Source organism: Fusobacterium necrogenes (assembly GCF_900450765.1).
In the GTDB taxonomy this organism is placed as follows: domain Bacteria; phylum Fusobacteriota; class Fusobacteriia; order Fusobacteriales; family Fusobacteriaceae; genus Fusobacterium_A; species Fusobacterium_A necrogenes.
Map to the genome: position 1 here is coordinate 1853667 of NZ_UGGU01000003.1, position 13458 is coordinate 1867124.

13 protein-coding genes and 7 tRNA genes are annotated in these 13458 nt (G+C 31.2%); 18 read left to right on the plus strand and 2 right to left on the minus strand.

The window, feature by feature from the left end; genetic code table 11:
• The first annotated feature begins 9 nt into the window (after positions 1-9).
• From DYA59_RS08840 to DYA59_RS08855, 4 genes are all read left to right on the plus strand, one after another.
• Positions 10-723, plus strand: a complete 714-nt coding sequence (locus DYA59_RS08840; protein ID WP_115271285.1) for an acylneuraminate cytidylyltransferase family protein — start codon at positions 10-12, stop codon at positions 721-723.
• Positions 724-797: 74 nt separating this feature from the next.
• Positions 798-1157, plus strand: coding sequence for an FMN-binding protein (locus DYA59_RS08845; protein WP_115271287.1), 360 nt, complete (start codon positions 798-800; stop codon positions 1155-1157).
• A 138-nt stretch (positions 1158-1295) separates the two neighbouring features.
• A complete protein-coding gene (locus DYA59_RS08850; RefSeq protein WP_115271289.1) occupies positions 1296-5045 on the plus strand; it encodes a S6 family peptidase in 3750 nt (1249 codons plus the stop codon).
• Between the two features lie 137 nt (positions 5046-5182).
• Positions 5183-6016 carry a patatin-like phospholipase family protein gene (locus DYA59_RS08855; RefSeq protein WP_115271291.1) on the plus strand — a complete coding sequence of 278 codons (834 nt, stop codon included), beginning with the start codon at positions 5183-5185 and terminating at the stop codon, positions 6014-6016.
• On the opposite strand, the gene argH is transcribed toward DYA59_RS08855, so the two are convergent.
• Both argH and DYA59_RS08865 read right to left on the minus strand, forming a co-directional pair.
• Complete coding sequence (gene argH, locus DYA59_RS08860) at positions 6013-7431, minus strand: argininosuccinate lyase (RefSeq protein WP_115271293.1); 1419 nt, start codon at positions 7429-7431, stop codon at positions 6013-6015. The genes DYA59_RS08855 and argH overlap by 4 nt on opposite strands.
• 26 nt (positions 7432-7457) lie before the next feature.
• Entirely contained in the window at positions 7458-8111 is a 654-nt protein-coding gene (locus tag DYA59_RS08865; protein WP_115271295.1) for an OmpA family protein, read from the minus strand.
• A gap of 221 nt (positions 8112-8332) precedes the next feature.
• Here DYA59_RS08865 and DYA59_RS08870 point away from each other — a divergent pair.
• From DYA59_RS08870 to DYA59_RS08935, 14 genes are all read left to right on the plus strand, one after another.
• A tRNA-Pro gene (locus DYA59_RS08870) sits at positions 8333-8409 on the plus strand.
• 8 nt (positions 8410-8417) lie between these two features.
• Positions 8418-8493 (plus strand) — tRNA-Gly (locus DYA59_RS08875).
• 6 nt (positions 8494-8499) lie between these two features.
• Positions 8500-8576: transfer RNA gene (locus tag DYA59_RS08880), tRNA-Arg, on the plus strand.
• A gap of 29 nt (positions 8577-8605) precedes the next feature.
• Positions 8606-8681, plus strand: a tRNA-His gene (locus tag DYA59_RS08885).
• A gap of 17 nt (positions 8682-8698) precedes the next feature.
• Positions 8699-8774, plus strand: a tRNA-Lys gene (locus DYA59_RS08890).
• Between the two features lie 5 nt (positions 8775-8779).
• Positions 8780-8863, plus strand: a tRNA-Leu gene (locus DYA59_RS08895).
• A 62-nt stretch (positions 8864-8925) separates the two neighbouring features.
• Positions 8926-9657, plus strand: a complete 732-nt coding sequence (truA, locus tag DYA59_RS08900; RefSeq protein WP_115271297.1) for a tRNA pseudouridine(38-40) synthase TruA — start codon at positions 8926-8928, stop codon at positions 9655-9657.
• An 8-nt stretch (positions 9658-9665) separates the two neighbouring features.
• On the plus strand, positions 9666-10115 hold the full coding sequence (locus tag DYA59_RS08905; RefSeq protein WP_115271299.1) for a GNAT family N-acetyltransferase: 450 nt from the start codon (positions 9666-9668) through the stop codon (positions 10113-10115).
• Between the two features lie 95 nt (positions 10116-10210).
• Positions 10211-10624, plus strand: coding sequence for a Fur family transcriptional regulator (locus tag DYA59_RS08910; RefSeq protein ID WP_115271301.1), 414 nt, complete (start codon positions 10211-10213; stop codon positions 10622-10624).
• Positions 10625-10663: 39 nt separating this feature from the next.
• Entirely contained in the window at positions 10664-11026 is a 363-nt protein-coding gene (locus DYA59_RS08915; protein WP_115271303.1) for a desulfoferrodoxin family protein, read from the plus strand.
• A 44-nt stretch (positions 11027-11070) separates the two neighbouring features.
• A complete protein-coding gene (gene rd, locus DYA59_RS08920; protein ID WP_115271305.1) occupies positions 11071-11235 on the plus strand; it encodes a rubredoxin in 165 nt (54 codons plus the stop codon).
• 119 nt (positions 11236-11354) lie between these two features.
• A tRNA-Met gene (locus DYA59_RS08925) sits at positions 11355-11431 on the plus strand.
• A gap of 164 nt (positions 11432-11595) precedes the next feature.
• On the plus strand, positions 11596-12678 hold the full coding sequence (locus DYA59_RS08930; protein ID WP_115271307.1) for a polysaccharide deacetylase family protein: 1083 nt from the start codon (positions 11596-11598) through the stop codon (positions 12676-12678).
• Positions 12679-12688: 10 nt separating this feature from the next.
• Complete coding sequence (locus DYA59_RS08935; protein ID WP_115271309.1) at positions 12689-13453, plus strand: glycosyltransferase family 2 protein; 765 nt, start codon at positions 12689-12691, stop codon at positions 13451-13453.
• Positions 13454-13458 lie beyond the last annotated feature (5 nt).

The following is a 13458-nucleotide window of genomic DNA, read 5'->3' on the forward strand; positions in this document are numbered from 1 at the left end:
AGGAGAAAAATGTACAAAGGAAAGAGAATATTAGGGATAATACCAGCTAGAGGTGGAAGTAAGGGAATACCTTCTAAAAATATAATAGAGATATATGGGAAACCACTTATACAATATTCAATAGAGTGTGCTAACTCATCAAAATATTTAGATAGGACAGTTATTTCCACTGATGATTTAGAGATAAAAGCTGTGGCAGAAAAATTTGGAGGAGATGTTCCTTTTATGAGACCTGCAGAGTTAGCTCAAGATACATCTAAGACAATAGATGCAGTGGTACACGCTATAAATTGGCTAAAGGAGCATGGAGAGGAGTATGATTATCTAGTATTACTTCAAAATACTGTACCTCTCAGAAAAGGTTGGCATATAGATGAGGCAATAGAAAAGCTTTTTGAAAGTGATGAAAAGAGCCTTGTAAGCGTTACAGAAGTTGATGAGAACCCAGTACTTATGAGAACTATTAATGAAGATGGAACTGTAAAAAATCTTCTTTCTTTAAATAGTACAATGAGAAGACAGGATTTTCCAAAATTCTATAGAGTAAATGGAGCTATATATATTCAAGAGTTAAATAAGGATTTTGGATTGGATACAAGTCTTAATGATGGTAGGCTTGCCTATGTGATGAATGAAAAATACTCAGTAGATATAGATACGTACTTAGATATCAAAAAGATAGAATATTACCTAGAACAAGAATTAAACGGAAATAATACATAAAAAGATTTTTTTTCTATAAACAGTGTGATATAATGTATTTAATATAAATTTAGAGATATTAGGAGGAAAGAGAAGTGGATGTTGAGAAAATTAGAAAAATTTCTGTGATTGCTTTTATTGTAGTTGGATTGGCGTGTATATTCGTAGAAAAAGCTAATGCACCAAAAGAATATACGGGTGTAGGAGAAGGCTTATATGATAATATCAATGTGAGAATACTTGCTAAGAGAAATTCTAAAGGAGAAGTTAGAATCTCAGATGTTAAGTATACTCATGGTGATACGCCAGAGATAGCTGACCCAGCTATTGGACAGTTGATTACAAGATTAAAATCAACTCAAGATATTTCAAAGTTAGATATAGTAGCAGGAGCAAGCTACAGTTCAGAAGGATTTATAACGGCTATAGAAGATGCTATATCTAAAGTAGAGTAATAAATAAAAGCCCTAAATAGGGCTTTTATTTATTTTAAAATTATATGTAAAGTATTTAATAAAATTATTGACAAAAAATCTTATATATATTAATATGTATATATAAACTAAAATTGTTAAAAAAAACTAGGAGTATATATGAGATTTAGAAAAAATTTATTTTTATATTTTATAGCATTAAATGTAACTTATGGAGGCACGGTTTCTGATTTAATTGATTATCAATTGTATAAGGACTTTGCAATGAATAAAGGAAAGTTCAAAGTAGGGGCTACAAATGTAGTAGTTGAGAGAAAAGATGGAAGTTTTAAAGTGATTAATTTACCTATTCCAGATTTTTCAACAACAGATTCTAGTGCAGTAGGAACTTTGATAGACCCTAACTATGTAGCTGGAGTAAAACATAACAGAGGGTATACTACAGTAAAATATGGGTATAACACAGGGCATACTTATAAGTTGATAGATAGAAATGAGAAGTCTAATAGAGATTACCACACACCTAGGTTAAATAAGGTAGTTACAGATGTAGCACCTACTAAGTATAAACAAGATGATACCCTAGTACAAGATTGGAAAAATAAATACTCTTTATTTGCTAGAGTGGGAAGTGGGATACAATATATTCAAAGTGAAAATGGAGATAAGAAATATGAAGCTTGGGCTTATGAATACCTCACTGGTGGAATCATAACAAGTGATATGCTATACAAAGGGATATGGGTAGATGATAGAGGAGAAAATATGAATAACTATTTGGATAAGAGTCCTCTACCAATTTATATAGAACAGGGAGATAGTGGATCACCACTATGGGGATTTAATAATGAAACTCAAGAGTGGGAGTTGGTTGCTTTTGGAATGGCAATATCATCAACAGTAAGTATATATATTCCAGTAGATAAGGCGTTTATGGAGCAAGTAATGGGAGAGGATTATCTTCCAGAGGTAAATGATATAAAGGCTAATGGAGAGATAGTTTGGGGAGCAGCAAATACTGAAGAGGGAAGTAATACAGGAACTGGAACTATAACTCAAGGAGATAAAACTTGGACATACAATGGTTTAAAATCTGATATAGATCTATCTAAGGCTACTAATGATGAACTTAATTTTACAAAACATCTGACTTTTGCTGGAGAGGGTGGAACTATTAAATTAGAAGATTCTATTAATATGGGAGCTGGAAAACTTACCTTTAAAAATAACTACACAGTTAAAGGAGAAACTGGAGAAGAGACTTGGGTAGGAGCAGGAATAGAGATAGCTAAGAATAAAGAGGTACTTTGGCAGGTAAATGGAGTAAAGGGAGATGCTCTTCATAAAATAGGAGAAGGAACATTACATGTAAATGCTACTGGAAAAAATGAGGGAGCTTTAAATGTAGGAGATGGAATAGTTATTTTAGACCAACAAGCTGATGAAAATGGAAATAAACAGGCTTTTGACTATATAGATATAGTTAGTGGAAGAGCTACTGTAGTATTAAAGGATTCAGAACAAATAGATACCTCTAAGATTAACTTTGGATTTAGAGGGGGAAGATTAGATGTAGATGGAAATAATATAACTTTTGGTGATATAAATGCTGTTGATTTTGGAGCTATGATAGTAAATCATAATAATGAGAAAAAAGCAGTGATAGAGATAGATACAGATAAATTCAAAAAAGATACTTCAATTTATCATGGACATTTTGGAGAAAATGATAAAGATAAAGTAAATGGAGAGATGGATGTAAATATCTCTGGTAGTGGAGTAAAAACTTTTGCTGTTACTGGAGGTTCTACATTAAATGGAAACTTTAATTTAAATGGGAAGGGAACAACTCTTATTTTATCAGGAGAAAGAGATCTTCATGCGGGAGAGGATATAAAGAAAACGACTATAAATGGCGATTACTATTCTAGTCAGTTTGATTTTAAAAATGTCAATATGTCTGAAGGGACAGAGTTCCAAGGAGGAGTATACTCAATTATCAATGGTAATATAAATACCAATAAAGATAACAAAGTAGTTTTAGGATATGTGGATGGTGAAAGTGAACTTGTTTATGATTCTACACAGGAAACTAAGACTCAGACTGCAACTAAAGTTACTCTAAATGATGAAAATACAAATGGAAAATTTAAAAAGATAACTACTTTCTACAAGGGAGATTTAAATATCGAAAATAACTCTGATTTGAAAGTTGGGTATGCAAGAGTTGAAGGAAATACAACTTTAAAAAATAGTAAGGCAAGTTTTACAAATTCACTAATGATTGGAAATATAACTCAAGATAAGAGTGATTCTACAATAAATGAAGTAACTTTAATAGGAAATTTAGATCTATATAATGGGTCAAATTCTGCTGTATCTGATTCTGTAGTTGAAGGAAATATAAAATTAGATGATAGCCACTTAGTTTTAAAGGATTCTCAAATAAATGGAAAAATATCAGCAACTGAAGGGAAGTTAAATCTATATAGTACTGTCTGGACTATAACTGAAGATTCACAAGTAGATACTCTATTAATAGGCGGAGATAGTCAGATTAAATTTAATACAAGATCTGTTGCTAGAAGTGCAAGAGCTTTTTCGACTTTAGAGGCCGATAATTTCTCAGGGAGTACTTCAGTAACATTTAATGCTAATTCCTCTACTGGAGAAAGTGATAGATTAATTATTAATAATTTAACAGATGGAAATAGTGAATTAAAAGTAGATTTAAAAGATAATGCAGAAATTCCAAATTATGGAAGTAAGTTTAAAATAATGGAGATTAAAGCAGCCGAAGATAAAAGCATAAATATAGTTACTGGAGATGGAAAAGATAATAAAATTGATATTGGATCTGTAAAAGTAGGTATAAAAGTAACTAAAAATGAGCAAGGAGACTTAATTTTAGATTCAAGTTTAGGAACTACTCCTGATTCTAAGCCAGATGGAGATATAGTAGTAGATGTAGAGATTCCAGAGATAAACTCATCAAATCAAAAAATAGTCAGTGGATCGACAACAAACACTATGGCAGCTGAATATGCAGCTAGGGGAGAGGTATTGAGAAGTCAAAAAAGAGTAATAAAAGATTCCATGAGAAATATGGATAAGGATAAATTTGAAGGTGGAGCTTATTATGTAGGAAATTATTCTGAATCTAAATATGAAAGTGACAAGTTTAGAAAGTTTGATCAAAAAATAATTAACCATGGTTTTGCATATGAAAAAGATATAGTATTAAGTAGTAATTTGGATAATTATGCAGGAGTAGCATTTATCTATGGTAAGTCTAATATAGAGTATGGAGAGGGGTATTCTGGAAATATTGAAAGTTTTTCAGGACATGTATACTCAAAATTAGTAAAAGATAATGAATTGTATTTAAAGGGTGATCTAGGTTTAACTCATCTAAAAGAGGAGATAAATGAAAGAAAATTTGAGACAAATATTTTTAGCTTAGGAACAGGAGTGGGAATTAAAAAAGAAATTTTAGGAGCAAAACTTATAACAGGTGTAGATATGAACCTATATTATCTACCAGGTGTTGACTATACTTTAGACTTCAAAAATGAAAAATTACAAAGAGCTAGTGTAGAAAAAGAGTTAGTAGTTGAAATAATTCCAGAGATAAGATTAGAGAAGCAATTTCATTACGGAGATTTAAAACTTATTCCATATGGAGCTTTATCTTATGAATTTAATGATTATTTGTTCAATAAGGCTCCAGAGTTAAAAACTGCAGGAACAAAAATAGGAACAGCTCTTATAGAAAGAGGTGGAAGTATAACAATAGGTGGAGGTACTGAGTATAAAAATTTAGGATTAGACTTAGAGGTAAAATATTTAATTGGAGAGTATGGGGCTGAAAAGCTTACAGGAACATTAAAATTAAAATATAGATTTTAGAAATTTATTATAAATTTTTTAAGAAGGAGTGTTGGTAATTTAATAATTTATAGCATCTCCTTCTTTTATTTTCCTCTAGAAAAAGGGGAAAAAATAGTATAAAATATTATAAAAATAAATCATTTAGGGGTGAGAGTATGAAAATAGGATTAGTTTTGGAAGGTGGAGGAATGAGAGGTGTCTATACAGTAGGAGTATTAGATGCTTTTAGGAAATATAACTTTATGCCAGATTATGTAATAGGAGTTTCTGCTGGAGCTTCTAATGCAGCTTCATATATATCTAAGCAAGATGGAAGAGCACTTAGAACTAATATAAATTATATAGGGGATAAGAGATATCTTAGTTGGAGTAACTACTTAAAAACAGGTTCTCTCTTTGGAATGGAGTTTTTATATGAAGAGATTCCAGAGAAGTTAGATCCTTTTGATTACAATAGTTTCTTTGCTAATCCGTGTGATTTTAAAGTGGGAGTTACTAATGCTGAAACTGGAAAAGCAGAGTTTTATGGAAAGGACTCCATACATGATGGAGCAACTATATTGAAAGCTTCATCTTCTATTCCTTTAGTAGCTAATCCTGTAACTTATAGTGGGAAAATATATTTTGATGGAGGGACATCAGCTCCTATACCTGTATCACAAGCTTTAAAAGATGGTTGTGATAAACTTATAGTAGTTTTAACTAGAGATAGAAATTTTATAAAGCCTCCACTAAAATGTTTTCCATTAGTAGCTTGGAAGATGAGAAAATATCCAGCAATGGTGGAACTGTTAAAAAGACATCATAAAGTATATAAAGAGAATCAAGAGGAGATAAGAAGATTAGAAAAAGAGGGAAAAGCTATGGTTATAGCTCCCTCTGCTCCTTTAAAAATAGATAGATTTGAGAAGAGCAGAGAGAGATTATTATCTGTATATCACCAAGGATTTGCTGATGGAGAAAAATTTATAAAGAGTTTTAAATATTAATCTAAAATATTATTTAATTTAAACTCATTTACATGTTTTTCAGAATCAAGAATAAATTTATCTAAAAATTCAATATGAGCTAAAACACTTTCTTCACCAGGACCACCTAGTGTGGTTCTTTTTTCTACACAATTTTTAATAGAGATAGCTTCATAGATATCATTGTCAAAAAGCTCAGAGAAATTTTTATAATTTTCAAAAGTTAAATTTTCAAATGTAGTATTATTATCAATACAGTAAGCTACCATACTTCCTACTATTTTATAGGCATCTCTAAAGCTCATTCCTTTTTCTGTCAAGAAATCAGCTACATCAGTGGCATTTATGAATCCTTGAGAGGCAGCTAAAAGCATGTTTTCTTTTTTAACTGTGAGAGTATGGAACATTCCTATAAATACATTTAAACAAGCTTTTACAGTATCTAGGGCATCAAAGAAATTTTCTTTATCCTCTTGCATATCTTTATTATAAGCTAGAGGTATTCCTTTCATTGTCGTAAGTAGAGCCATGAGATCTCCAAATACCCTTCCACTTTTTCCTCTAATTAATTCAGCAGCGTCTGGATTTTTTTTCTGAGGCATGATACTACTTCCTGTAGAGAATGAATCACTGAGTTCAATATATCCATAATCGTTTGAACTAAATATGATTATCTCCTCACAGAAACGAGAAAGGTGAACCATAATAAGAGAAAAAGCATTGATGATTTCAATTAAATAATCTCTATCACTTACACTGTCCATACTATTCCAAGTAGGAGCTGAAAACCCTAATTGAGAGGCTGTAAACTGTCTATCTAGAGGATAAGTAGTACCAGCTAGGGCGGCAGATCCAAGTGGAGATGTATCAGCTAAACTTATAGCATTAGAAAGTCTTATATAATCTCTTCTAAACATCTCAGCATAAGCTAGGATATAGTGAGCAAAAGATACAGGTTGAGCTTTTTGTAAATGAGTAAATCCTGGCATATATGTAGATAAATTTTCCTTGGCCATAGAGTTTATAACTTCTAATAAATCTAAAAGAAGAGCCTGTATTTTTACTACTTCATCTTTAGTAAAAAGCTTCATATCAACAGCCACTTGATCATTTCTACTTCTACCAGTATGGAGTTTTTTTCCTACATCACCAATTCTATCAATGAGTATTTTTTCAATATTCATATGAATATCTTCATACTCAATAGAAAATTCTATTTTTCCAGCTTCAATATCTCTTAATATATCTTTTAAGGTCCTTTCAATTAATTGAGAGTCTTCAAGAGATATTATTCCTTGTTTCCCAAGACCTCTTACATGGGCAATACTACCCATAATATCGTATTTGTACAGTCTTTTGTCAAAACTGATAGATGAATGAAAATCTAAGATTAAGTGACTTGCTTTTTCTTTGAATCTTCCTGAAAAAAATTGCATCGTTGCTTTCCTCCTACATGATTATGTTAATTTAATGGAAGAATTTGAATTTCTACTCTTCTATTTTCTGCTCTTCCAGCTGCAGTATTATTAGTTGCTCTAGGATTGTTAATACCATGTCCTACAGCAGTTACTCTATATGACGCTACTCCTTGAGATATGAAGTAATCTCTAACGCTATTAGCTCTTCTTTGTGATAGGTCTAAGTTATAACTAGCAGCTCCAGTATTATCAGTATATCCATTTACTATTATTCTAGTTTCAGGATATTGAACTAAAACTGTTGCTATAGAGTTTAGTGGATCATAGAAGTTAGAAGCTATGTTAGCACTGTTAGTAGCAAAAGTTACCCCTCCTGGGAGGTAAAGATTTAAGTTATCTCCCTCTCTGTTAACTTCAACTTCAGTATTTTTTAATCTCTCTCTCAACTCTTGCTCTTGATTATCTCTGTATGCTCCCCAACCAAGACCAGCAAGAGCACCTATTCCAGCACCAATGAGAGTTCCCTTAGTATCTTTTCCAATAAGTTGTCCAATCAATGCTCCGGCTGCAGCTCCACCAGCTGTACCAGAAGTCTTTTTATTAACTGAACCTGTTTCATCTAAAAAAGGTGAAGAAGTACAGCCAACTATTGTTACTCCTAGTATCAAACTAGCAATTATTTTTTTTGTATTTCTCATGAAATTACCTCCATATTTTAAAATAGATAAGATTACTCTTAGATATATTATATAACAAAAAGTAAAAAAAAGATAAAATTTTTTGATAAAATTCTGAATGAGAGTAAAAAGTGAGAAAATTAACCTTAATTTCTAATTAAAAAATATTTAAAAAAAATGAAAAAAGTGTTGACAGTTTTTAATATAGATGCTATAATTAATCTTGTCTTGAAAGAAGGCGTCGGAATATAGCGCAGTCCGGTAGCGCATCTGCCTTGGGAGCAGGGGGCCGCAAGTTCGAATCTTGCTATTCCGACCATTAAGTTTGCGGGAATAGCTCAGTTGGTAGAGCGTCAGCCTTCCAAGCTGAATGTCGCGAGTTCGACCCTCGTTTCCCGCTCCAATTAATGTGTCTGTAGCTCAGCTGGATAGAGCAACGCCCTTCTAAGGCGTGGGTCAGGAGTTCGAATCTCTTCAGACACGCCACTTATGAAAAGAGACAAAAGATTTATATGGTGATCGTAGTTCAGTTGGTAGAGCGCCAGTTTGTGGCACTGGTTGTCGCGAGTTCGAGCCTCGTCGATCACCCCATTTTAATTAAATAAGATGCGTCATTAGCTCAGTTGGTAGAGCACACGACTTTTAATCGTGTTGCCACAGGTTCAAATCCTGTATGACGCACCATTCGTGCGAGGATGGCGGAATTGGCAGACGCGCTAGACTTAGGATCTAGTGTCCCAGACGTGAGAGTTCAAGTCTCTCTCTTCGCACCATGTAGTTAACAAGAGATTCTAATGAATCTCTTTTTTATTTTTATCTGCCAAAAGGGGAAAAAATGAGAAATATAAAAATGGTCTACAGATATGATGGAAGTATGTTTTATGGTTTTCAAAGGCAACCAAATAAAAGAACAGTTCAAGGGGAGATAGAGAGTTTATTAAACGTTGTATTAAAAGAGCAGGTAGATATTATATCTTCTGGAAGAACGGATAGAGGAGTTCATGCTTTGATACAGGTATCCAATTTTTATACAGATTCTGGTATTCCACTGGATAGATTAAAATATGTACTTATGAGAGGATTACCTCTAGATATAGAGATTTTAAGCCTAGAGGAGGTAGATCTAGAGTTTAATTCAAGATTTGATGCTAAAAGTAGAGGTTACACTTATAGACTAAGCTGGGAGAGGGATCCATTTCAAAGTAGATATGAAACTTATGTAAATAAGGAGATAGATATAGAGAATTTTCAAAATATATTGAATAGTTTAATTGGAATACATGATTTTAATAATTTTAGATTGAGTGATTGTGGAAGCAAGACATCTATTAGAGAGATATATGATATAGAAGTAAAAAAAATAGGAAAGAAGAGAGTAAGTATAGATATTATAGGGAGTTCTTTTTTAAAATCACAAATAAGAATAATAATAGGAACTGCTTTGAATATATATTTTGGAAATCTTCCTAAAAATTATATAGAAGAGATGTTAAAAAATCCGAATAAAAAATATATAAAGAAGGTAGCAGAGCCCAATGGACTTTATCTATCAAAAGTCGATTATTAGGGGGGAAAATGGAGTTTAAAGTATTAAAAGAAGTGGATTTACCTACATTAAATAAGATTGTGGAGATAGAAGAAGAAGCTTTTGAAGGAAATGGGAATGTTGATATGTGGATATTAAAAGCACTTATTAGATATGGAAAAGTATTTATTTTAGAAGAAGCTGAGGAAATAATATCTATAGTTGAATATATGCAAATTATGGGAAAAGAAGAAGTTTTTTTATATGGGATATCTACAAAGAAAAAATATAGAAACCGTGGTTATGCAAAAAAAATAATGGAAGAAAGTGAAAAGTACTTAAAAGAGAGAGGGTATAAAGAAATAAGTTTAACTGTTGATCCAAATAATGAGATAGGAATGAAGTTATATAAAGATTTAGGTTATGGAGTAGAAGAATATCAAAAAAATGAGTATGGTAGAGATATTCATAGATATTTAATGAAAAAAATAATAGTTTGAATTGGAAAATACTTGACAATTGGTTCAAAATAGTGTACCATATAAATATAGAATCATTACAAAAGTGAGTTAAATGAGACAGGAGGTGTTCGAGTATGGAGTTTCAAATTGAAAATATAGGTGGATATTTAAAAGCTCATGATATAAAACCATCTTATCAGAGAATAAAAATCTTTCAATACTTAATTGAGAAAAAAAATCATCCAACAGTAGATATGATATATAAAGCTCTATGTACGGAAATACCTACTTTATCTAAGACTACTGTTTACAATACATTGAATTTATTTATCGAGAAAAAAATAGTAAATGTTGTAGTGATTGAAGAAAATGAAACTAGATATGATACTGTCATGGAAGTTCATGGACATTTTAAATGTGAAAAATGTGGAAAAATATATGACATAAGAGTTGATAGGGCTATTTTAGAAAATGAGCTCTTGAAAAGTTGTGAAGTTAAGGAACAACATTATTATTTTAAAGGAATTTGTCAAGATTGTTCAAAATAATAAAGAATAGCTCTATTTAATAAGGAGGTAGGTTTATTTATGAGAAAAGACTTTATTAAATTAGAATGTGGAGCTTTAGCACAAGTAATTTCAGGAGAAGGTTGTGACAAAGGGGTTGAAGTAATATCAGCAAAGACTCAAGATGCAGCTACAGAAAAACATGTGCCATATGTTGAAGAAAAAGAAAATGGATATTTAGTTAGAATTGGAAAAGATGCTAAACATCCTATGTTAGCAGAGCACTACATTGAATTTATAGAGTTAGAAGTTGACGGAGATACTCTTTACAGAAAATATCTAAAACCTGAACAAGAACCAGAAGCTTTCTTTGAGGTTCCAAAAGGAAAAGAAGTAATAGCTAGAGAGTATTGCAATATTCATGGTTTATGGATAAATAAATAGTTTAGATGTATTTTTGAAGTTAAAATAGAAATTTGGAGGAAATGATGAAAAAGTACGTATGTGTAGTATGTGGATATGAATATGATCCTACAGTAGGAGATGTTGAAAATGGAGTACCAGCAGGAACTGCTTGGGAAGATGTACCAAATGACTGGTTATGTCCACTTTGTAGCGTTGGAAAAGATGAATTTGAACCAGTTGAAGAGTAATAGTGTTTTTTTAAAGGACATGTCTGTGGACATGTTCTTTTTTTAATGAAATTCTAAAAAAAACTTGACAGTACTCATAATATAGTGTATTATATTTGTGTAGCAAATTTTTAAGATATGCCTAGATAGCTCAGTTGGCTAGAGCATACGGTTCATACCCGTACGGTCGATGGTTCGAATCCATTTCTAGGCACCATATTCCAAATAATTTTTTAAACCCCACTTTTTAGATTCATATGTTGTAGTCTAACCCTAAATATTTTTAAGGAAAAGGATGAGTCATTGGCTCATCTTTTTTCTTTTTTGTATTTTCCACTCAGATTTGATATAATATTCTAAAAGAGAAAAAAAGGAGTCAATATGTGGATAGGGATAGTTATAATGATATTGATATTAATTATATATTTTAAAGATAAGGGAGTTCCGATATTTTTGTATCATCAGGTAAATGAGATATCAGGTGTAACACCAGCACTGTTTGAAGAGCATTTAAAGATATTGAAAGAAAAAAATATGAATCCTATAACTTTGAAAGAGTATGGAGCTGGAGATATAAAAGATAATTCAGTACTAATAACTTTAGATGATGGCTATTATGATAATTATTCTGAAGTTTTACCACTTTTGAAAAAATATAATATGAAAGCTACTGTTTTTTTGAATACTTTTTATGTAAAGGAGAAAAGAGAGGAGAAAACTGAGATTCTTATCAGTGATAAGGCGAATTATGAAGCTATGAAAAAGTTTGTTGAGAGTGGAGATGGAACAACTGAACAGTATCTCACTTGGGAGGAGATAAAAGAGATGTCTGAAAGTGGTTTAATCGATTTTCAAGCCCATTCACATAAACATACAGCAGTGTTTGTAAGTGATAAAATAGAAGGTTTTTTAAATGGAGATGAAGAGGATATAACAGATATTTATCTCTATGGAAAAATAGAAAGAGGATATCCTAAGTTTAGAAAAAGAGGAGAGTATTCTTCTAGAGCTGTTATTATTGAGAAAAGTTTTTTTGAAAAATTTAAACAATATTATGATAGTGAGCTACAAGGAAAAGAGAAAAAGGAGCAGTTAAAATTAGCTCAAATGTATATTAACAATAATAAAGAGAAATATTTTCATTATGAGAGTGAAGAGGAATTTCTGAAAAGAGTAAGAGAGGAATTTCTATTAAATAAGGAATTAATGGAAAAGAAAATAGGAAAGAAAGTAGAATATTTTTGTTGGCCGTGGGGACATAAAAATAGGTCTGTGATAGAGATGCTCAAAAAAGAGGGAATAAAAGGATTTGTTACAACTAAAAAAGGAACTAATGGAAGAATTCCTAAATATGATATGATAAGACGTATAGAGCTTAGAAAATTTACTCCAAAGAAATTTAAAATAAATTTGTTTATAGCAAGAAATTATATTTTAGGGAAAATATATGGCTGGCTATCTTAAGAGGTGTTATATGAAATTATCAGTTGCAATGATAACAATGAATGAAGAAAGGATTTTGGCTAAAACTTTAGAATCAGTTAAAGGAATAGCTGATGAGATAGTGATAGTAGATAGTGGTTCTACTGATAAAACTGAAGAGATAGCTAAGAGATATGGTGCAAAATTTTATAGGGAGGTTTGGAAAGGATACGGGTCACAAAGAAATTCTGCAATAGATAAAGCTAGTGGAGAATGGATTTTAAATATTGATGCAGATGAAGAAATATCTTTAGAATTACAAAAGAAGATTTTGGAAATAAAAAAAGCGACTAGAGAAGATAGCGTATTTACTATAAATTTTACATCTGTTTGTTTTGGAAAAAAAATAAAATATGGAGGTTGGAGTAATAGTTATCATATAAGACTTTTTAAAAAAGATGCTGGAAGGTTTAATGAAAATACTGTACATGAAACTTTTGAAACAACTGAGAAAGTTCAAATTTTGAAAGAGGAGATCTACCATCACAGCTACTCCACATTGACTGATTATTTTACTAAATTTAATCGTTATACAACTGAAGGGGCTATAGAGTACTATAAAAGAGGAAAAAAATGTAATATTTTTCAGTTAGTTTTTAATCCACTATTTAAATTTTTAAGAATGTATTTATTAAGACTTGGTTTTTTAGATGGAAAAGAGGGTTTTTTATTAGCTTGTACAAGCTCTTTATACACTATGGTAAAATATTATAAACTATACGAGATAACTAAGAATGGAAGTTATATTGAAAAATAAAGGAA